The following is an 18,424-nucleotide window of genomic DNA, read 5'->3' on the forward strand; positions in this document are numbered from 1 at the left end:
GGGCGTAGCGGACATACCAGTACGAACCAGGAGCCGGCGGATGGATCACAGCGGGCACGGCATGACCATGGACCTGCCGCCGTTCACGCTGGGGCGGGGCCTCGCCTACTCACCGGACACCTTCTTCCTGGTCGGCTGCCTGCTGGCGCTCGCCCTGTACGGCTGGGGCGTGGCGCGGCTGGGGCGGCGCGGGGACGCCTGGCCGATGGGCCGCACGGTGGCCTTCGCCGTGGGTGTGCTGAGCGTGGCGCTGGTGACCTGCACCGGGCTGAACGACTACGGCATGGTCATGTTCAGCGTGCATATGGTCCAGCACATGGTGATCAGCATGCTGTCGCCGATCCTGCTGCTGCTGGGGGCCCCGGTCACCCTGGCGCTGCGGGCGCTGCCGGTGGCCTCCCGGCGCGGCGCCAAGGGGCCGCGGGAACTGCTGCTCGCGCTGCTGCACAGCCGCTATCTGCGGATCGTCACCCACCCCGCGTTCACCATCCCGCTGTTCATCGCCAGCCTGTACGGGCTGTACTTCACCCCGCTGTTCGACTTCCTGATGGGCTCCAAGCCGGGCCATGTCGGGATGATGGTGCACTTCCTGGCGGTGGGGCTGGTGTTCTTCTGGCCGATCATGGGCGTGGACCCGGGCCCGCACCGGCCGGGCTATGTGATGCGGATGCTGGAGCTGTTCGCCGGGATGCCGTTCCACGCCTTCTTCGGCATCGCGCTGATGATGGCGAGCGAGCCGATGGTCGCGGCCTACCGGAACCCGCCGGCCTCCCTGGGCATCGACGCCCTGACCGACCAGAACGCGGCGGGCGGCATCGCCTGGGCGTTCAGCGAGATCCCCTCGGTGCTGGTGCTGATCGCGCTGGTCTACCAGTGGTACCGCTCCGAGCAGCGCCAGGCGGTGCGCAAGGACCGGGCGGCCGACCGGGACGGCGACAAGGAGCTGGCGGCGTACAACGCCTATCTGGCCTCGCTCCGGACCCAGACCCGCGGGCGGTAGCCGACCGGGACCCGCTGTGCGGAACGGCGGAATCCGGCTGTCCGGACGGTGGCGCGGAGGCGGCCGTCCGGGTGACCATGGAGGAGTGGTCGCGGCCGGGAGGAGAGCCCGTATGTCCGGTTCCACGAAGACGATGAGTGTGCTGACCGTCGGGGTGCTGGTGCTCACCACGGCGTACACGGTGGCGCTCGGCAGCAACGGCTGGCTGTGGTTCGGCTGGGTGGTGCTGGGCCTGGTGACGATCGGGGTGGCGGCCATCCGGGACGCCTGACGGCTTCCTGGTGGCTGATGTGGTCCGGTAGCGGTCTTCGCCACCGGACCGTTGAGGTGTGTCAGAAACGGAAGAGCGCCCCGGTGGCGGTCTGCATCTGACAGGCGTTGCCGTAGGACTTCCGCCAGTCGACGGGCAGTCCGCGCCACTCCCCCGCCGCGCGGACGGTGACCGGGTCGAACCGCTTGGTACAGGGGCGTTCCTCGCCGCTCAGCTTGTCCAGGTTTCCGCGCGCGGTGTCCAGGGCGGCGCAGGCGGCCTTGGCCTCGGGGTGCGGGCCCGAGGGCACCGGGGCGCAGCTCAGCCGTACGCCGCGGATCCAGCTGTCGCCCGAGCCGGAGACGGTGAGGAACAGCCCCTCGGGGGCGGCCTCGGCCGTGGCCCCGGGCTGGGCCGAAAGGTCCACGGGGTCGGTGTCGGCGTGCGCGGGGAGGGCCGCGGCGCAGCTGAGCAGGGCGGCCGCGGCGGCCGCGGCGGCGATGGTACGGAGGGTCATCTCGTACTCCCGGGAGTCTGTCGTGGGACCCGGCCCGTCCGGTGGGGTGCGGGGGCCGGGCAGCCGGGGGTGGCCGGCAGGAACAGCGGTACCCGCGGTCGCGCGGGTCCGGGCGTGGCGCGCCGCAGCGTCCCGCGTACGGCCCACCGGCCCGCCCCGGCATATCCCACGGACGGCGTACGGACGGCGTGCGCACCCGCGGGAACGCCTTTACCAGCTCCCGGCGCGTGTACGCGGCAGTTGCGCGCGGCACACGCGGGCGCGGTTGATGCACGTAGGGCGCAGGGGTCGCATAGCTGCTACCGACACATGCCGCGATACACGGCGGCGGGAGGTTCCGTTCCGGCCACCCTGGGCAGTCGCATGGGTGACCATACGGATGCCCGGAGTGATCACGCGCCGGGTTGACGACCGGGAGGGGATGGCCATGACGAGGGTGCTCGTGCTGCACAGCGTCAGCCTGATGCGCTCCGCGCTGGCGGCGCTGCTGAAGACGGAGGGCTCGTTCGAGGTGAGCTCCGCCGGCTGGCGGTCGGCCCGGCGGTACGTCGGCGCGTTACGGCCGGACGTCTGTGTGGTGGACCTGGACTGTCCGGGTACCGCGGTGCTGCTGGAGGGCGGCGAGAGAGACGGCGAGGCGTGTCCGGTGCCGCGCGCCGGGCTGCTGGTGCTGGCGTCGGCGGGACGGCCCGGGGCGCTGCGGAGAGCCTTCGAGGCCCGGGCGCTGGGGTTCGTGGACAAGCACGGCTCCCCGCAGCGGCTGGTCAGAGGCATCACCAAGGTGGCGGCGGGCGAGCGGTTCGTGGACGAATCGCTCGCTTTCGGCTTTCTGGAGGCCTCCCGGATGCCGCTGACCGCGCGGGAGCTGAGCGTGCTGGCGCGGGCCGCCGAGGGCGAGTCCATAGCGGAGATAGCGCGCGGGCTGCATCTGTCCAACGGGACGGTGCGCAACTACATGGCGTCGGCGACGCGGAAGGTGGGGGCCCGCAACCGCATCGACGCCATAAGGATCACCCAGGGCGCCGGCTGGGTGTGACCTCCGGGTCCCGGGGGCGCTCCGCGGTGGTGGACGTACCCCGGGGCCGGTGCGGCGCCGGCGGGTCCTCGGGCCCCCAGCGGCCGACCAGATCGCGGTACAGCTCCGAGCGGTCGAGGAGTTCGCGGTGCGGGGCGCACCGGGCCCGGTCGCCGTCCAGCACCAGGACCCGGTCGGCCCGTACGGCGGAGCTGATGCGGTGGGCGACCACCACCAGGGTGCCGGGGCGGGCGGCGAGCGCCCGTTCGGCCCGCTCCTCGGTGTCCGGATCGAGATGGCAGGTGGCCTCGTCCAGCAGCAGCAGCGGGGCCGGGGAGAGATGGGCGCGGCCCAGGGCCAGCCGCTGGCGCTCGCCCGCGGAGAGGCGGCGCGGGTCGAGGACCGCGTCCAGCCCGCCGAGCCGCCGGACCAGCTCACCGAGGTCCAGGGCCCGGACGGCCGCGGCGACCTCGGCCGGGCTCGCCTCGGGCCGGAGGTAGCGGAGGTTCTCGCGGACGGTGCCGGTGAACACGTACGCCTGCTGGGGCAGGAGGGCACGGCGCAGCTCCGGGTGCGGCGGTCCGTCCGCCCCGGCCGGGGCGCCGGCGACCCGTACGGTGCCCCGGTCGGGGGCGAGCGTCCCGGCGAGCAGGGCGGTGAGGGTGGACTTGCCGATGCCGCTCGGTCCGACGACCGCCAGGTGCTCACCCTCCGCCACCGTGAGGTCCAGCCCGGCCAGTACGGGGCGGGCCCCCGGCCCGTACGCGAAGGTGACCCCGCGCAGCTCGGCGGCGGGCGCCCGGACGGCCGGAGCGGGCACCAGGGCCGGGGACGGCGGTACGGGGACGGGGACGGGGGCCGTCACCGGGGCGGGCGCGGGTTCGTCGGGGCGGCGGGTGAAGCGGTCCAGGACGACCAGCAGCCGGGTGCCCGCAGTGCCGAAGGCGGTCATCAGCTCGTGCAGCGCGGGCAGCAAGGCCTGCACCAGATAGGTGAGCGCGCCCAGCAGCGCGCCCGCGGTCATCCCGCCGTCCAGCAGCCAGGGCGTGGCCAGCAGCAGCGCCACCACCGGCAGCCGACCGGCGGCGCCGAGCGCCAGCGCCCGTACCGCCGCCCAGCGGGCCAGCGCCCGGGAGAGCCGGGCCTCGGCGGCGATCAGCTCTCCGGTGCCGGCGGCCACCCGCGCCCCGGCGCCGCTCGCCGCCACATCGCGCAGCCCCGCACCGATCGCCCCGACCCGCGCGGACAGCGCCTCGTCGGCGTCCAGATAGGCCCGCTGGGCGGCGGCCATCGGCGGGAAGGTGGCGGCGAACAGCGCCAGCCCGGCCAGCAGCGGGGGCACCACGACCAGCAGCAGCGCCGGCGCCAGCGAGGCCATGCCGAGCAGCGCGCCGGCCGTGGTGAAGACGAACGAGCGGGCGGTCAGCACCAGTCCGGCGAAGCTGTCCCGGGCGATCTCGGTCTGGTGGGTGAGCCGGGAGACCGCGGCGGTCGCGCCGGCGCGCGCCGGGTCGGCGAGGGCGGCGCCGAGGGCCTGGTCCACCGCGCGGCGCACCAGTCCGTCCCGGAGCGGTTCGACCAGCCCGGCCAGCCCGGTGAAGACCCCCCGGACGGCGAGCCCGCCGAGCAGCACGGCGGCCGCCGCCACCGCGAGCCAGAGCAGTCCGGTGCCGGTACGGCCGGCCAGGAAGCCGTCGTCGAGCGCCCGGGCGACGCCGTAGCCGCCGAGGAAGGTCTGCGCCGCCTCCAGCAGGGACCAGCCGGAGAGCGCGAGCAGCACCCGGCGGCGTCCACGCAGGAAGCGGCGGCCCTCGGGCAGCACCCGGCCCAGGGCGCCCCGCTCACCGGACGCGGTCACGGGGTCGGTCCTTGGGTGTCGTGGTCGGCTCCGGTGAAGACGGCCCGGTAGTCGGGGTCCCGCCAGAGCTGCCGGTGCGGTCCGGTGGCGCGTATCCTGCCGCCGTCCAGCCAGACCACCAGATCGGCGCCGATCGCGGTGGAGAGCCGGTGGGCGATGACCAGCCGGGTGCCGGGGCGGACCTCGCGGGCGAGTGCGCGTTCCACCTCCCGCTGGGTGACGGTGTCCAGGCCGGACATGGCGTCGTCCAGCACCAGCAGCCGTCCGGCGTGGGCGAACGCCCGGGCCAGGCCGAGGCGTTGGCGTTCGCCGCCGGAGAGCGGGGCGTCGGCGAGGAGGGTGTCGTAGCCGTACGGGAGCCGCTGGACGAAGCCGTCGGCGCCGGCCGCGCGGGCGGCGGCCCGTACCGCCTCCGGAGCGGGCCGCTCGGCGCCGAAGGCGATGGCGTCGGCGACGGTGGGCCCGAAGAGCGCGGGCCGGGCGAAGGCGTGGCCGACCTCGCGGCGCAACTCCCCCTCGGTGAGCCGGTCCAGGGGCACCCCGTCGAGCAGCACGCGGCCCTCGTCGGGGTCGGTGAGCCGGCCCGCGACCGCGGCCAGCAGCGACTTGCCGGAGCCGGAGCGGCCGACGACCGCCGCGGTGGCCCCGCCGGGCACGGTGAGGGTGAGGGCGTCCAGGACCCGGTGGCCGTCCCGGACCACGGCGACCCCGCGCAGTTCCAGGGTGCCGGGCCCGTCGGCGGGCAGGGTCAGCGGGCCGTGGGCGACCGGGGGCAGGGTGGCGGGTCCGGCGGTGCGGCGGGCGGCGGCCCGGCCCCGTACCAGGGTGGCCAGGACGGCGGCCACCGCGCCGATGCCTGCGGCCAGCGCGGCGTACCGGGAGGCGGCGACCAGTTCGCCGACGCCCAGGTGCCCGGCGGCCAGCCGGATGCCGCCGACGGCCAGCACCAGGCAGACCAGCAGCGGCATCAGCACCCCGCTGCGGGCGACGGCCTGTCCGTAGACCAGCCACATGGCCCGGCCCTCGGCGCCGAGGAGGGGCAGGTCGGCGAGGATCCGGCGCCGTTCGCGTGCGGCGGTGGAGGCGGCGGCGACGGTGGAGGCGCCGTCCAGCACCTCGGCGAGCCGGTCGGCGATGGCGGCCTGGACATGCTGGTAGCGGCCCACCGCCTGGGAGGAGGAGCGGGCGAACGCCCGGAGCAGCAGGATCAGCAGGGGGACGCCGAGCAGGAACGCGGCGGCGGTCCACGGGTCGATCAGCACCAGGGCCACCAGGGCGCCGAGCGGCGGGAGTACGGCGGCCAGCGCGCCCGCGGCGGCGGCCGGGACGGTGCCGGCCTCGGTGGCGTTGGCGGTCAGCCGGGTGGCCAGGTCGCCGGGGGCGAAGCGGGCGGTGGCGCGGCCCGGGTCGGCGCCGAGCAGCCGGTCGAGCGCCCGGGTCCGCAGCCAGGCGGTGGAGCGGGCGCCCACGGTGCCGTTCAGCAGGGCGGTGGCCGCGTCGAAGAGCACCTCGGCCACGATGAGCGCGGCGCAGAGCGCGACCCAGCGGGTGGCGTCCGGGTCGCGGCTCAGCAGCAGGTCCAGGCTGCGGCCGAGCACGGCGGGCTCGGCGAGGGAGGCCGCGGCGGAGGCGAGGGAGCAGAGCAGGATGACCGCGGCGCGTCCACCGCTGTGGCGCAGCGCGCCGCGCAGCTCGCGGTCGCCGGCGGCCGTGGAGTCGGCGTCCGGGACCGTCTCGGCGTCCGGGACCGTCTCGGCCGCCGGGGCCGGGCCGGCGCCCTTGGCCGGCGCAGTGGTCATCGCGGCGGTGCCCTCCTGGTGGTGGTGCCCGGGACGCGGATACGGCCCGCGCCGGCCCGGTGAGCCGGGCACGGTACGGGCCGCCGCGCCGGCCGCAGGCGGAGGCGGCCGACCGGAGAGCCCGGGCGGCCACGAGGGCCGCCCGGGATCGGTGTCCGGGACCGGCCGCACGGTGTCGGCACCGCGCGGCCGGCCGGAGCGTCAGTTACAGGTGGTGACGGAGAGGCTGCTGTCACCGCAGAGCAGCAGGCTGGCGCGGCTGCCGGTGGCGACGTCGCCGGTGGCCTCGTCCTTGGGGGTCTCCATCGACTGCAGGTCGAGAAGCGTCATCGTCTTTTCCTTTCGATCATGGGGACAGAGTGCGGTTGTGGTGCTGGTGGTGCTTTTTTCACGATCCCTGGCGGGGACCGGTCTGTGGGCGCCGCTGAGGCGGCGGGAGGAACGGCAGGTGCACGTCTCCGGAGGAGGCGGCGCTGCCGAGGGCGAGCAGGCAGCCGGCGGTGCCGGTGGCGAGGTCCATGGAGAGCCGCATCATCTGCTCGCCGGGGAAGGCCAGTTCGCCTCGGTAGGGCACGGCGTGCCGGGCGAGGGCGTCGATCTGGCGCCGGATGTCCTCGGGGGCGGTGCCGGGGCCGGGCGCGGTGGTCCGGCTGAGGTGGAGCACCATGCCGGCCGCGCCCCGGAACAGCCCGGGCTGGGCGTAGAAGGTGGCCTGGGCGGCCTGCACGATCTCCCGGCGGGCCCGCTCGAAGTCGGGGTCCTCGCGGTGGGCGAGGTAGTCGTCCAGCACCATGCCGATGCCGACGCTGCCGGCTCCGAGGTACGGCATGGTCCGCCAGCCCTCGTCCACCTGGAGGGTTCCCGAGGCGCTGGTGACGCAGCGGGCGAGGTCGCGCCGCAGGGCGTCGGCGGCCCGGTCGAGCAGGGCGGGGTCGCCGGTGCGCTCGTACAGCCGGAGGAAGAGCAGGGCCGGGCCGGAGGCTCCGTACAGCAGCCCGGCGCGGTTGATGCCGGGGATGGCGGCGGCGACCAGTTCGGCGCAGCGCAGGGCGGCACCGTGCAGGGCCGGGGTGCCGGTGGAGGCGGCCAGGGAGTCCAGGGCGAGGCCGAGCCCGGCCAACCCGCTGTGCAGGTCGGGGGCGATGTCCTGCCAGGGCCGGGCCTGGGCCGACTCGGCCAGTTCCAGGGCCTGTTCGGGGTGGCCGAGGCGGTCCAGGGTCCAGGCGACGCCGGCCAGTCCGTCGTAGAAGCCGACCGGGGTGCCGGACTCCGGCTCCTTGGTGCGGCGCAGCAGCCACTCCTCGGCGTCCAGGTGCGGGGGCGCCCCGGTCTCGGCGAGTGCGTAGAGGATGCCGGCGGTGCCGTAGCCGAAGGTCAACCCGCCGCCGGCGGCGGCGAACTGGGCGATGTCGCCGGGGAAGAACCGGTCCTCGCGTTCGGGTGTGGCGGAGGCGTGCACGGCCCGGACCATCGAGTCGCGGCTGCGCGGCCAGTCGCCGGGCTGGACGGGCAGATACGGTCCGTCCGTGCGGTCGGGTGCGCCGCGGGTGATCTCGGCGACCGCCTCGTCCAGGAAGGCGCGGTCCACCGGGAACTGCTCGGCGGCGATGTCGGCCAGATGCCGGGCCTTGGTGAGGTCCAGTGGAAGCAGGCTGGTCAGCGGCAGGAAGAGGGCGAGCCTGAGGCAGGCCAGGGCGTAGCGGTCCACGTCGAAGCCGCGCCGGTCGGCGGGGGCGACGAAGCCGGGGTTGGCGACGGTCTGCCGGCGGCCCTCGTCGATATGGGCGGCGGCCTCGAAGTCCAGGAGGGAGACGGACTGCTCGTCCTCGGCGACCATGATGTTGAACAGGTGCAGGTCGTTGAAGACCACCCCGCGGGCGTGCACCGCGTGCACCGCCTCCTCCACCAACCGGTAGATGCGCAGGGCCCATTCGGTGTAGTCGGCGAGCGTCTCAGGGCTCGGGTCGGCCTCGATGAGCGGATGGCGCCGGGCGAAGAAGGTGTTGAGGGGCTTGCCCTCCAGGAACTCCATCGCCAGGAAGTGGTGGTCGCCCACGGTGAAGGTGCCGCGCACCTCGGGGGTGCAGCCGAGCCCCGACAGCCGTTCCAGCGCGGTCTGTTCGCGCCGCAGCCGGGCGACCGCGTCGGCGCCGTCGGCGGCCAGTCCGGCGTGCGGCCGGGCCTCCTTGAGGACGACCTTCTCCCCGGTGGTCCGGTCCCGGCCGACGTACACGCCACCGCCGTTGGAGAAGTGCAGGGCGCTCTCGACGGTGTACGGCAGTTCGGTGACGGTGACCGCGGTGCGGGCGTCCAGGTGCGGGGCGAGGAAGGCCGGCGGCTGGACCCAGTCCGGTATCTGGAAGACGGGACCGCGCAGGTCGGGGACGAGCCGCCCGTCGGGGCGCTGCACGGCGGGGCGCAGTTCGCCCTGGTCGTCGTAGCAGTGGCGGCGGGTGAAGCTGCCGTAGCGGACGTGCACCGGTCCGGCGCCCCAGCGCAGATCGCTGAGGATGTACGGGCCGGGCTCGCCGTCCAGCAGCGCGGCGAGGTCGTCGGCTATCCGCCCGCAGCTGTCGTCGTCGGCCGGGTAGACGGTGATGAACTTGCCGCTGGCGGCCCGGTCGGCGTACTTGGCGTTGCGGTTGTGCAGCAGATAGCGGCTGGGCACGAACTTGTAGGCGATGCGGCGCTCCTGGCAGTAGCCGGCGACCCGGGCCAGGATCGACTCGGCGTTGCCGAGGCAGGCCGAGACATGGATCTTCCAGCCCTGGGCGGGGAGCGCGCAGTCGACCGGGCGCAGTGCCAGCCAGTCGCCGCTGCGGTGGCGCTGCCAGCCCTCGGGGACCGGGGCGAGCGCCGCCTCGTACTGGGCGCCGCGGCGGTCCGCGGCGGTGGCCTCGGCACCCGAAGTGCCGTTCGCGGCCGGGTCGGTGGCGAGCCGGTGGGGAGCGTCGTAGAAGTGACGGTCCGCGTCGCAGAAGGCGGCGTATCCCTTGATCACATCCATCCACTCCCTCGGTCGGCGGTACGCGCACGGTCCGGCTGCCGCACTCCGGCGCCTTGGGGCCGAGGCCCGTTCGCGCCGTTGTGCTGACGAGTAAGACGATGTCATCCGGCGGAGGTGGGCCAACAGTCACACACGTCAGCAACCAACCGTGCGGAACGCATGAGTAACCTTCCGTTCACAAAAGCCGGGCGTCCCGTGGGGCCGCCGGGGAAACGACCGACGGGCGCCTCCGCCTCTGCGGAAACGCCCGTCACCTGGTGCTTCACCCCGCTCCTCGTATCCCCGCGGGCGGGTGCACCGGTCCTCCCGAGGGCCCGTCAGTCGCCGCTGCGGCCCTCCCGTGCGGCCAGGACGAAGGAGTGGCCGGCCGGGTCGGCATAGGTGCGGACATCACGCGGGCCGGAGTTGCCCCGGGTCTCGATGGGGCGGGCGCCCAGGCTCACCGCCTCGCGTTCCGCCTCGTCCATGTCCTCCTCGGCCACCAGGATGTGCAGATGGGCCTGTTGGGAGTCGTCGGGGCGGGGCCAGCTCGGCGGGGCGTAGCCGTGGTCGCGGCGGATGGCGATGCGGTTGCCGTCCTGCCCGATGACCTCGACGAAGTCGGGGTCGGCGCCGCGGTGCACGGTGGCGTCCAGCAGCTTGGCGTAGAAGTAGGCGAGATCCTCGGGCTCGGCGCAGTCGAGGACCAGGACGCTGGTCTTGGGAGTGGTCATGCCCTGCTTGTGCCCCCGTTGGCCGTGCACACCCGGCCGTACCGGTACGGGGTTCCGGTAGCGGGCGGGGTAGGGATGGGGCTTATGCAGACCTTTCTCCCCTTTCCGGGGTTCACCGAGTCGGCCGAGGCCCTGGATCCGCGGCGACTGGGCAAGCAGCGCGTGGAGGCGGTGCAGGTGTTCCGGGGGCTGACCGTGCCCGGCTACGGCTGGCGCCGCCATCCGGCGGTGCGGATGTGGCGGGGCTATGAGGAGGCGCTGGTGCGCTACGGCCTGGAGGTGTGCGCGGTGTGGACGGCGGCCGGGCGGGCGGACACCTGCGCGGCGATGCTGCGAGAGGGCTTCGCCCGCTGGCGGGAGGAGCGGGGTACGGCCGACCAGGGCGTACGGGACCAGGACCGGCTGGCGGAGGACGGCGAGCTGCCGCCGTGGCTCGGGCTGCCGTCCTTCCACCGCAGCCACCGCTCCCAACTGCTGCGCAAGGACCCGGGCTTCTACGGGGAGCGGTTCCCCGGGGTGCCGGACGACCTGCCGTACCTCTGGCCGGGCTCCGACCGCGACCCGGAGGCGTAGGGGCGGGCCGGCGGGTCACGGGTCGCGGGGCCCGCCGGTGCACGTGGCGGCGCCCGCGGTCTCGGCCAGGTCGAAGAAGCCGGCCGTACCGGTGACCTCGAAGAGCCGGTGCACGCTGCGGCTGAAGGGCCCGGCCACCACCATCGGCCGCCCCTGGCCGCGGTGCGCGCGCTGGGCTGCGAGCAGCACATGCAGCAGGGTCGAGTCGGCGAAGTCGGTGCCCGACAGGTCCACCACGGTGCGCTCGGCCTGCTGCTCCAGGGCCACGCCGAGCGCCGTCTCCAGCTCGGGCGCGCGATCGTGGTCGGCTTCGGCCGGTACCCGTACGACGAAGGCCCGGCCCTCCGTCCCGCCGACCGGGGCGCCCCGCTCGTCCTCGTACATGCTGGTGAGCCGCTCCTGTCGCCCTCTCCACCACCGCGGTGGCGCCCCGGCCGGTGCTCGTCCGGCCACCGGGAGAATGTCCTTGGGGCAACTCTTGCGCAGCCGCACAGGATGCCGCAACAAGCACTTGCATAGCGGACCTTGATGCGGTAAGAGAATCGATCCCGCCCGCGGGCCCACCGAGCGCTGGACTCGGCCCTGGCCGGTACGGGACGGCGATGGCACGAGACCGAATATGTACTGGCTTCGGCCGAACTGTCCCGGCGATCCTCGAACGGGTGCGGATGTCCGGTGACGGCCGTCGCGTCACCCGCTCCGCGAAATCCGTTCGGAAAGAGGAACGCATGCGATCTTCTCTGGCGAGGTCACTCGTCACCACAGCAGCCATCGTCGGGATCTCCGCCGGGAGCCTCGCGGGCGCGAGTACGAGCCTCGCGGCCCCGCTGCACGCCGCGAAGCCCGCGGCCGGCAGCCCTCGCGTCGCCCTCGCGGTGAACAACCTCGGCCTGGACGACGCCCGGGCCAGGAACTGGCAGCTCTGCCTGAACGCCTGGGGCTTCGACGCGGGCACCGTCGACGGACAGCTGGGCACCAACAGCTGGAAGGCGGCCCAGCGGATGCTCAACGCCTGGGGCCACAACGCCGGCACCGTGGACGGGGCCGTCGGCCCCAACACGATCAGGGCGCTGCAGAGGTTTCTGAACGCCGTCGGCGAGAACGCCGGAGCGGTCGACGGGATCGCCGGAGCGCAGACCAGGGCCGCCTTCTGGAACTACAACCGCACGGGCTGCTGAGCCCCCGCACTGCCGCGGGGACCCGTCGGGCGGAACATGCCCGGCCGGGCCCCCGCGGCGGCCGGGCGACGACGTGATCGGCGCCATCGCCGTGCCTTCCCCGCCGGACGGAGAGCGCGGGCGCGGGCGGATGGACGGGCCGGTGCGCGGGGAGCAGACTGGACGGAGGCTCACCGGGGAATCGGCAATCCCAGGGGACGGTCCGTGAGCCCGTGCCCGTGACCGAGCGGAGGTGGCGGCAGCGGGCCGCCGAGGCGGCCGCGCGCGGCGGGACCCGTGCGCGCCCCGCTCCCCCGCCCCGAGGCGTCGAACGCCGGAGTGTGCGACCGCGACCCGGTCGCCCGCCCGGCAGAGCGAGGAGCCGTCCGTGTTCTACCAGTTGCTGAAGCACGTACTGCTCGGGCCGCTGCTGCGGCTGCTGTTCCGGCCCCGGACCGAGGGCCTGGAGCATGTCCCCGGGAGCGGCGCGGCGATCGTCGCCGGCAACCACCTGTCCTTCTCGGACCACTTCCTGATGCCGGCCATCCTGTCCCGCCGGATCACCTTCCTGGCCAAGCGGGAGTACTTCACCGGGTCCGGGATCAAGGGACGGCTCACCGCCGCGTTCTTCCGCAGCGCCGGGCAGATCCCGGTCGACCGGTCCGGCAAGGAGGCCGGAAGGGCGGCGATCCGGGAGGGCCTGGGGGTGCTGGCGCGGGACGAGCTGCTGGGCATCTACCCGGAGGGCACCCGCTCGCACGACGGGCGGCTCTACAAGGGCAAGGTGGGCGTGGCGGTGATGGCGCTGACGGCCGGGGTGCCGGTGGTGCCCTGCGCGATGGTCGGCACCTTCGAGATCCAGCCGCCGGGCCGCCGGCTGCCGAAGATCCGGCGGGTGACCATCCGGTTCGGCGAGCCGCTGGACTTCTCCCGCTACGCCGGGATGGAGGGCGACAAGGCGGTGCTGCGAGCGGTGACCGACGAGATCATGTACCGGATCCTGGCCCTCTCCGGCCAGGAGTACGTGGACGAGTACGCGGGCGTGGTCAAGCAGCGGGCCGCCGAGGCCGTCGAACGGGAGCGGCCGCACCGACCGCACCGGCGCCTCCCGGGCCCCGGCCACGGGCATCGCTGAGCCGGGGACGGCCGGCCCGGAGGCGGTCCCGGCCACGGCGCTCGCCGCGCTGGGGCCGGGGTCCGCGCCCAGGTCCCGGCAAGCCAAGGGCCGGGGCCCGGGGCCCCAAGGTCAGTGGTCTAGGGTCCGGAAGGGTGCATTCCGGTCACCCGGCCGGATACCGCCCTTGCCATTTTCGCGGAACTTCCTTACGGCAGGCATGAGCCCGTCACATCCGGCAACACGGGCTTTCACAAGTTCCCGTCGAGCAGGGAGAGTTCACATGGCCGGTTACGGCACCAGCGGCACCCACGGGCAGGCGCGTTCCGGTACGAACGGACTCGCCATCGCCGGTCTCGTCTGCGGCATCGTCGGTATCTTCTTCGCCAACATCATCCTCGGGCCGCTGGCGATCATCTTCGGCGCGGTGGGCCTCCGCCAGGCCAAGGCCGGCAAGGGCGGCAGCGGGATGGCCAAGGCGTCGATCGTGCTCGGCATCATCGATGTCGTCCTCTTCATCGTGCTCATCGCGATCGCCTCATCGAACGGCGGCATGAGCTGGTACGTCGGCGGCTGACCGGCGCTCCAGCGCTTCCAGCGCCGCGTCCAGGGTGCGCCGCAGCAGCAGCGCGTCCGGGGCGACGGCGGTGACCAGCACCCCGGGCCCGGCCAGTGGGACGAGACAGGCGCTCTCCCCCAGCATCCGCGGCTCGACCGGATCGGTGCCGAAGCACCGGTCCACCACGAGGAGTTGTCCCACGGCCCGGTGCCCCGCCAGCACCGCCCCGCCGTCCCAACCGCCCGGCGCCCCCGGACCGAAGTGCAGTTCCTGGTCCAGCAGGGGGCGTCCGGCACGGTGGACGGTGAGGCGGGTGGCGAGGGTGCCGGGCTCCTCGCCGTACCGGCCCAGCACCTGCTCCTCGCGCAGCACCAGCCGGGCGGTGGGCGCCAGCTCGACCCGGGTGCGCATCCGCAGCCGCGAGCCCTGGGCGCACACCAACTGCTCGGGCAGCCAGCGCAGTTCCGCGTCCTCCCCGACCCGTAGCCGGACGTCGTAGTGGGCCTCGGCGCCCGGGTCGCGGCCGGGCAGGGCGACGGTCGCCGCGGCCGAGTCCACGGTGAGCCGGGCCCCGTCGCGTACCTCCGTCTCGATGGCCAGCCGGTCGCCGCCGAGCGGGGCGGTCATCGCCCCCACCACGGTCACCCGGCTGCCCGCCCGGGTGGCCCGGGTGCGCCGCAGCGCCAGCGGGCCGTCCCCGGCGAGCAGCGGCAGCGAGCCGTCCGCGGCGGCCGCGATCCGGGCCGTGGCCCGTACCCCGGCCGGCGCCTCGGGCTGGACGGCGGCGCTCATCCGGTCCACGCGGCGAGCTGTTCGCGTACCCAGTCGGCGACCGGCGCCACCCCCTGCGGGCCGGTCAGCGAGGTGAAGAGCACCGGCAGGTCGCCGCGCTGCTCCTTGGCGTCCCGGGCCATCCGCTCCAGATCGGAGCCGACATACGGGGCGAGGTCGGTCTTGTTGACGATGAGCAGGTCGGCCGTGGTCACCCCGGGGCCGCCCTTGCGCGGGATGTCGTCCCCGCCGGCCACGTCGATGACAAAGATCTGCGCGTCCACCAGCCCCTTGGAGAAGGTGGCGGTGAGGTTGTCGCCGCCGGACTCCACCAGGATCAGATCGAGCGGGCCGACGGCGTCCTCCAGGTCCTCGACCGCCTCCAGGTTGGCGGAGATGTCGTCGCGGATGGCGGTGTGCGGGCAGGCACCGGTCTCCACGGCCTGGATCCGCTCGGGCGGCAGCACCGCGTTGCGCAGCAGGAACTCGGCGTCCTCGCGGGTGTAGATGTCGTTGGTGACGACCGCCAGCGACAGCCGGTCGCGCAGTTCGCGGCAGAGGGCGGCGACGGTGGCGGTCTTCCCCGAGCCGACCGGGCCGCCGAGCCCGATCCGCAGCGCCCGGCGGCTGCCGTCGGGGCGGTGGGCGTCGGCGCTGACGGCGGCGGGGGCGTCATGGGAGTGGTGCAGATGCATACGGGTCTCTCCTTGCGGGTGAATGCGTGAAGTCGTGAAGGTGTGAAGGCCGGGGGCTCAGGAGGCGAAGAGGCGGACCGGCCAGCCGGCGTGCGCCTCGGCGGTGATGTCCAGCAGCGGGGCGGAGGCGGCCGGCAGCTCGTCCACCGAGCCCCGGGCGGCCGCGGCGGCCCGCTCGGCCACCGCGTCCATCTCGGGTGCCAGCCGGGCGAGCACCGCGGTCGCTTGGAACGGGTCCAGGCCGAGCAGCCGCACCACCGCCGTGGCGGGCCCGCCGACCGTCTCGTAGGCGACGGCGTACCCGGCGTCCAGCGGTGCCAGCCCGGCGGACCGGGCGGCAGTGCCCAGCACCACCGGCTGGTGGGCACCCCGGGGGAACGCCTCTGCCAGGGCGTCGAGTTCGGGTCCGGGCCAGGCGGCGCGGGCGGCCCGCATCAGCTGCCGGCCCAGTCTGCGGGCGGCGGCCCGCAGGGCGGGCGAGGGGGTGCGGGCGTCGGCGGCCTCGTCGAGCTTCGCGGGATCGTGGCCGTGCGCCGCCGCGGCGGCCAGCGCGGCGGAGGTCAGCCCGGTGGTGTGCAGCCGGCCCCGGCAGAACGCCTCCAGGGTGGCGGCGTCGCGGATCCGGCCCGCGGCGACGGCCGCCTCGGCGCCGCCGGAGTGGGCGTGCCCGCCGGCGGGGAACCGTCCGTCGGCGAGCACCAGCAGTGCGGAACGAGTCATCTCCGGGCCCGCGCTCAGAAGAGGAAGTAGCGCTGAGCCATGGGCAGTTCGTCCGCCGGCGCCGGATCGACGGGGTCGCCGTCGATGGTCACCGTGAAGGTATCGGGATCGACCTCCACCCGGGGCAGCGCGTCGTTCTCCCGCATGTCCGCCTTGGTAACCGAGCGGGTGGAGCGGATGGGGGTGAACTCCTTGCCGAGCCCGAGCCGTTCGGGCAGCCCGTCGGCGATCGCCGCCTCGCTGGTGAAGTTGACCGAGTTGCCGGCCGGGGCGGCGCCGACGGCACCGAACATGGGCCGGGGCAGCACCGGTTGGGGCGTCGGGATGGAGGCGTTGGCGTCGCCCATCTGCGCGTACGCGATCTGCCCGCCCTTGATGACGGTCTGCGGCTTCACCCCGAAGAAGGCCGGGTCCCAGACGACCAGGTCGGCGAGCTTGCCCGGCTCGACCGAGCCCACCTGGTGGTCCAGGCCCTGGGCGACCGCCGGGTTGATCGTGTACTTGGCGACATAGCGGCGCACCCGGTGGTTGTCGGCCCGCCCGTCCCCGGGCAGCGCGCCGCGGCGGCGCTTCATCACATGGGCGGTCTGCCAGGTGCGCAGGACCACCTCGCCGACCCGCCCCATCGCCTGGGAGTCCGAGGAGATAATCGAGATGGCGCCCAGGTCGTGCAGCACGTCCTCGGCGGCGATGGTGGAGGGCCGGATCCGGGACTCGGCGAAGGCCAGGTCCTCCGGGACGGCCGGGTTGAGGTGGTGGCACACCATCAGCATGTCGAGATGCTCTTCGAGGGTGTTGACGGTGTGCGGCCGGGTCGGGTTGGTGGAGCTGGGCAGCACGTACGGCTCGGAGACCACCGTGATGATGTCCGGCGCGTGCCCACCTCCGGCGCCCTCGGTGTGGTACGCGTGGATGGTGCGGCCCGCGATGGCGGCGAGGGTGTCGCCGACGAACCCGGCCTCGTTGAGGGTGTCGGTGTGGATGGCGAGCTGCGCCCCGGTCTCCTCGCAGACCCGCAGACAGGCGTCGATCACCGCCGGGGTGGCCCCCCAGTCCTCGTGGATCTTGAACCCGAGGGCCCCACCGCGCAGTTGGGAGTGCATGGCCTCGGCCGAGACGGTGTTGCCCTTGCCCAGCAGCCCGATGTTGACCGGGTAGGCCTCCAGCGCGGCGAACATCCGGGCCAGGTGCCAGGGCCCGGGGGTGACGGTGGTGGCCTTGGTGCCCTCGGCCGGTCCGGTGCCGCCGCCGACCAGGGTGGTGATGCCCGAGGTGAGGGCCTGCTCCACGACGGTGGGCGAGATGAAGTGGATATGGGTGTCGATGGCCCCGGCGGTGACGATCTTCCCGTTGCCGGCGATGATCTCGGTCTCCGGGCCGATGACCAGCTCCGGGTGGACGCCGTCCATGGTGTCGGGGTTGCCGGCCTTGCCGATGCCGGTGATCCGGCCGTCCCGGATGCCGATGTCGGCCTTGACGATCCCCCAGTGGTCGATGACCACGGCGCCGGTGATCACGGTGTCCGGGGCGCCCTCGGCCCGGGTGGTCCGGGCCTGCCCCATGGACTCCCGGATCACCTTGCCGCCGCCGAACACCGCCTCGTCACCGGAGCGACCGGGCCCGCCGCAGCGGTCCTCCTCGATCTCCACCAGCAGATCGGTGTCGGCCAGCCGGATCCGGTCGCCGGTGGTGGGCCCGAACAGGTCGGCGTAGACCGGGCGGGCGATCCGCACCGTGGAGACGGCGGCGGAGGCCCGGGAGGCCGGCGTCACGGAGTTCTGCTCAGCCATCCCGCTTACGTCCCTCATATCGTTCATGTCAGTCATCGAGGGCGCCTCCGGTCTCGCCGCGCAGCCCGGGCACCACGCGCCGGCCGGCCAGCGGGACGAGTTCAACGTCCACCGGGATGCCGGGTTCGAAGCGCACCGCGGTGCCCGCGGCGATGTTCAGCCGCCGACCGCGCGCGGCCGGACGGTCGAATTCCAACCCCGGGTTGACCTCGGCGAAGTGGTAGTGGGAGCCGACCTGGACGGGCCGGTCGGCGGCGTTGAGCACGGTGAGGCGGGTGACCGGGCGGCCCTCGTTGAGGGGCACCGGCTCGTCCGCGTACAGGATCTCCCCGGGGATCATCGGCCCGCCCCGCCCGTCAGACGATCGGGTCATGGACGGTGACGAGCTTGGTGCCGTCCGGGAAGGTGGCCTCCACCTGGACGTCGTGGATCATCTCCGGGATGCCGTCCATGACGTCGTCGCGGGTGAGCACCTTCCGCCCGGAGGACATCAGTTCGGAGACGGTCCGCCCGTCCCGGGCGCCCTCCAGGATGTGCGCGGTGATCAGCGCCACCGCCTCGGGGTGGTTGAGCCGCACACCGCGCGCCCGGCGCCTGTCGGCCACGTCCGCGGCGACATGGATGAGCAGGCGTTCCTGCTCGTGCGGGGTCAGTTGCACGGTTCACCTCACAGTCTCCCGCCCGGACGGCCCCGAGCGCAGCGGGACCCTATCCGGCTTCAACACTCTGTTGACCTGGCAGAAGAGTGTGACCGAGAGATATTTCAAACTCGGGCAGAAGTTTTTCCGGGAGGTTAACGGGAGTTTTGCCGACCCATGGTCAACACGCCGCAGCGGCCGGTGGGTGCGTGAGCGCATACGGCCGGACCGACGCACGGCCGTGCGGG

The 18,424-nt window shown here is 74.2% G+C and carries 20 protein-coding genes; 7 read left to right on the plus strand and 13 right to left on the minus strand.

Annotated elements, in window-relative coordinates; translation table 11 throughout:
* Window positions 1-40: 40 nt before the first annotated feature.
* Both ABZ945_RS25720 and ABZ945_RS25725 read left to right on the plus strand, forming a co-directional pair.
* Complete coding sequence (locus tag ABZ945_RS25720; protein WP_361273859.1) at window positions 41-1,000, plus strand: cytochrome c oxidase assembly protein; 960 nt, start codon at window positions 41-43, stop codon at window positions 998-1,000.
* 112 nt (window positions 1,001-1,112) lie between these two features.
* Window positions 1,113-1,271: a hypothetical protein gene (locus ABZ945_RS25725; RefSeq protein ID WP_248634232.1), complete on the plus strand. Its 159-nt coding sequence runs from the start codon at window positions 1,113-1,115 to the stop codon at window positions 1,269-1,271.
* A 61-nt stretch (window positions 1,272-1,332) separates the two neighbouring features.
* On the opposite strand, the gene ABZ945_RS25730 is transcribed toward ABZ945_RS25725, so the two are convergent.
* Entirely contained in the window at window positions 1,333-1,767 is a 435-nt protein-coding gene (locus ABZ945_RS25730; protein ID WP_361273862.1) for an SSI family serine proteinase inhibitor, read from the minus strand.
* 427 nt (window positions 1,768-2,194) lie between these two features.
* Between ABZ945_RS25730 and ABZ945_RS25735 the strand changes: the two genes are divergently transcribed.
* A complete protein-coding gene (locus tag ABZ945_RS25735) occupies window positions 2,195-2,803 on the plus strand; it encodes a response regulator transcription factor (protein WP_361273865.1) in 609 nt (202 codons plus the stop codon).
* On the opposite strand, the gene ABZ945_RS25740 is transcribed toward ABZ945_RS25735, so the two are convergent.
* The 5 genes from ABZ945_RS25740 to ABZ945_RS25760 form a co-directional block, all read right to left on the minus strand.
* Window positions 2,778-4,640, minus strand: a complete 1,863-nt coding sequence (locus ABZ945_RS25740; protein ID WP_361273867.1) for an ABC transporter ATP-binding protein — start codon at window positions 4,638-4,640, stop codon at window positions 2,778-2,780. The genes ABZ945_RS25735 and ABZ945_RS25740 overlap by 26 nt on opposite strands.
* Window positions 4,637-6,439, minus strand: coding sequence for an ABC transporter ATP-binding protein (locus ABZ945_RS25745; protein ID WP_361273870.1), 1,803 nt, complete (start codon window positions 6,437-6,439; stop codon window positions 4,637-4,639). The genes ABZ945_RS25740 and ABZ945_RS25745 overlap by 4 nt, the downstream gene beginning before the upstream one ends.
* A gap of 201 nt (window positions 6,440-6,640) precedes the next feature.
* Window positions 6,641-6,769 carry a SapB/AmfS family lanthipeptide gene (locus tag ABZ945_RS25750; protein ID WP_248634227.1) on the minus strand — a complete coding sequence of 43 codons (129 nt, stop codon included), beginning with the start codon at window positions 6,767-6,769 and terminating at the stop codon, window positions 6,641-6,643.
* A 58-nt stretch (window positions 6,770-6,827) separates the two neighbouring features.
* Complete coding sequence (gene lanKC / locus ABZ945_RS25755; RefSeq protein WP_361273938.1) at window positions 6,828-9,440, minus strand: class III lanthionine synthetase LanKC; 2,613 nt, start codon at window positions 9,438-9,440, stop codon at window positions 6,828-6,830.
* A gap of 323 nt (window positions 9,441-9,763) precedes the next feature.
* The gene (locus ABZ945_RS25760; RefSeq protein ID WP_361273872.1) at window positions 9,764-10,159 is read right to left on the minus strand and encodes a VOC family protein; all 396 of its coding nucleotides are present in this window, start codon (window positions 10,157-10,159) and stop codon (window positions 9,764-9,766) included.
* Window positions 10,160-10,243: 84 nt separating this feature from the next.
* Here ABZ945_RS25760 and ABZ945_RS25765 point away from each other — a divergent pair, with 84 nt between their 5' ends.
* Complete coding sequence (locus tag ABZ945_RS25765) at window positions 10,244-10,732, plus strand: MSMEG_6728 family protein (RefSeq protein ID WP_361273874.1); 489 nt, start codon at window positions 10,244-10,246, stop codon at window positions 10,730-10,732.
* 15 nt (window positions 10,733-10,747) lie between these two features.
* On the opposite strand, the gene ABZ945_RS25770 is transcribed toward ABZ945_RS25765, so the two are convergent.
* The gene (locus ABZ945_RS25770) at window positions 10,748-11,116 is read right to left on the minus strand and encodes an STAS domain-containing protein (RefSeq protein WP_361273876.1); all 369 of its coding nucleotides are present in this window, start codon (window positions 11,114-11,116) and stop codon (window positions 10,748-10,750) included.
* 344 nt (window positions 11,117-11,460) lie between these two features.
* On the opposite strand from ABZ945_RS25770, the gene ABZ945_RS25775 reads away from it, so the two are divergent.
* The 3 genes from ABZ945_RS25775 (at window position 11,461) to ABZ945_RS25785 (ending at window position 13,580) form a co-directional block, all read left to right on the plus strand.
* Window positions 11,461-11,910 carry a peptidoglycan-binding domain-containing protein gene (locus ABZ945_RS25775; protein ID WP_361273878.1) on the plus strand — a complete coding sequence of 150 codons (450 nt, stop codon included), beginning with the start codon at window positions 11,461-11,463 and terminating at the stop codon, window positions 11,908-11,910.
* A 367-nt stretch (window positions 11,911-12,277) separates the two neighbouring features.
* Window positions 12,278-13,024: a lysophospholipid acyltransferase family protein gene (locus ABZ945_RS25780; RefSeq protein ID WP_361273881.1), complete on the plus strand. Its 747-nt coding sequence runs from the start codon at window positions 12,278-12,280 to the stop codon at window positions 13,022-13,024.
* A gap of 262 nt (window positions 13,025-13,286) precedes the next feature.
* Window positions 13,287-13,580 carry a DUF4190 domain-containing protein gene (locus ABZ945_RS25785; protein ID WP_361273884.1) on the plus strand — a complete coding sequence of 98 codons (294 nt, stop codon included), beginning with the start codon at window positions 13,287-13,289 and terminating at the stop codon, window positions 13,578-13,580.
* On the opposite strand, the gene ABZ945_RS25790 is transcribed toward ABZ945_RS25785, so the two are convergent.
* From ABZ945_RS25790 to ABZ945_RS25815, 6 genes are read right to left on the minus strand one after another with little or no spacing between them, the layout of a single operon-like run.
* Complete coding sequence (locus ABZ945_RS25790; protein ID WP_361273887.1) at window positions 13,542-14,354, minus strand: urease accessory protein UreD; 813 nt, start codon at window positions 14,352-14,354, stop codon at window positions 13,542-13,544. The two genes, ABZ945_RS25785 and ABZ945_RS25790, sit on opposite strands and share 39 nt — an antisense overlap.
* Complete coding sequence (ureG, locus tag ABZ945_RS25795) at window positions 14,351-15,028, minus strand: urease accessory protein UreG (RefSeq protein ID WP_361273889.1); 678 nt, start codon at window positions 15,026-15,028, stop codon at window positions 14,351-14,353. The genes ABZ945_RS25790 and ureG overlap by 4 nt, the downstream gene beginning before the upstream one ends.
* Before the next feature lie 57 nt (window positions 15,029-15,085).
* Window positions 15,086-15,748: an urease accessory UreF family protein gene (locus tag ABZ945_RS25800; RefSeq protein WP_361273892.1), complete on the minus strand. Its 663-nt coding sequence runs from the start codon at window positions 15,746-15,748 to the stop codon at window positions 15,086-15,088.
* 14 nt (window positions 15,749-15,762) lie between these two features.
* The gene (locus ABZ945_RS25805) at window positions 15,763-17,538 is read right to left on the minus strand and encodes an urease subunit alpha (protein WP_361273894.1); all 1,776 of its coding nucleotides are present in this window, start codon (window positions 17,536-17,538) and stop codon (window positions 15,763-15,765) included.
* Between the two features lie 28 nt (window positions 17,539-17,566).
* Window positions 17,567-17,878 (minus strand): urease subunit beta, encoded by a 312-nt coding sequence (locus ABZ945_RS25810; RefSeq protein ID WP_361273941.1) that lies wholly within the window; start codon window positions 17,876-17,878, stop codon window positions 17,567-17,569.
* 16 nt (window positions 17,879-17,894) lie between these two features.
* Window positions 17,895-18,197: an urease subunit gamma gene (locus ABZ945_RS25815; RefSeq protein WP_361273897.1), complete on the minus strand. Its 303-nt coding sequence runs from the start codon at window positions 18,195-18,197 to the stop codon at window positions 17,895-17,897.
* Between the last annotated feature and the right edge of the window lie 227 nt (window positions 18,198-18,424).

This window comes from Streptomyces sp. NPDC046887 (genome assembly GCF_040644755.1).
Lineage (GTDB): Bacteria > Actinomycetota > Actinomycetes > Streptomycetales > Streptomycetaceae > Streptomyces > Streptomyces lichenis.

Coding starts and splice junctions, on each gene's coding strand:
- ABZ945_RS25720 (WP_361273859.1), top strand. CDS start 41: ATGGATCACAGCGGGCACGGCATGACCATGGACCTGCCGCCGTTCACG.
- ABZ945_RS25725 (WP_248634232.1), top strand. CDS start 1,113: ATGTCCGGTTCCACGAAGACGATGAGTGTGCTGACCGTCGGGGTGCTG.
- ABZ945_RS25730 (WP_361273862.1), bottom strand. CDS start 1,767: ATGACCCTCCGTACCATCGCCGCCGCGGCCGCCGCGGCCGCCCTGCTC.
- ABZ945_RS25735 (WP_361273865.1), top strand. CDS start 2,195: ATGACGAGGGTGCTCGTGCTGCACAGCGTCAGCCTGATGCGCTCCGCG.
- ABZ945_RS25745 (WP_361273870.1), bottom strand. CDS start 6,439: ATGACCACTGCGCCGGCCAAGGGCGCCGGCCCGGCCCCGGCGGCCGAG.
- ABZ945_RS25750 (WP_248634227.1), bottom strand. CDS start 6,769: ATGACGCTTCTCGACCTGCAGTCGATGGAGACCCCCAAGGACGAGGCC.
- ABZ945_RS25760 (WP_361273872.1), bottom strand. CDS start 10,159: ATGACCACTCCCAAGACCAGCGTCCTGGTCCTCGACTGCGCCGAGCCC.
- ABZ945_RS25765 (WP_361273874.1), top strand. CDS start 10,244: ATGCAGACCTTTCTCCCCTTTCCGGGGTTCACCGAGTCGGCCGAGGCC.
- ABZ945_RS25770 (WP_361273876.1), bottom strand. CDS start 11,116: ATGTACGAGGACGAGCGGGGCGCCCCGGTCGGCGGGACGGAGGGCCGG.
- ABZ945_RS25775 (WP_361273878.1), top strand. CDS start 11,461: ATGCGATCTTCTCTGGCGAGGTCACTCGTCACCACAGCAGCCATCGTC.
- ABZ945_RS25785 (WP_361273884.1), top strand. CDS start 13,287: ATGGCCGGTTACGGCACCAGCGGCACCCACGGGCAGGCGCGTTCCGGT.
- ABZ945_RS25790 (WP_361273887.1), bottom strand. CDS start 14,354: ATGAGCGCCGCCGTCCAGCCCGAGGCGCCGGCCGGGGTACGGGCCACG.
- ureG (WP_361273889.1), bottom strand. CDS start 15,028: ATGCATCTGCACCACTCCCATGACGCCCCCGCCGCCGTCAGCGCCGAC.
- ABZ945_RS25800 (WP_361273892.1), bottom strand. CDS start 15,748: ATGACTCGTTCCGCACTGCTGGTGCTCGCCGACGGACGGTTCCCCGCC.
- ABZ945_RS25805 (WP_361273894.1), bottom strand. CDS start 17,538: ATGGCTGAGCAGAACTCCGTGACGCCGGCCTCCCGGGCCTCCGCCGCC.
- ABZ945_RS25810 (WP_361273941.1), bottom strand. CDS start 17,878: ATGATCCCCGGGGAGATCCTGTACGCGGACGAGCCGGTGCCCCTCAAC.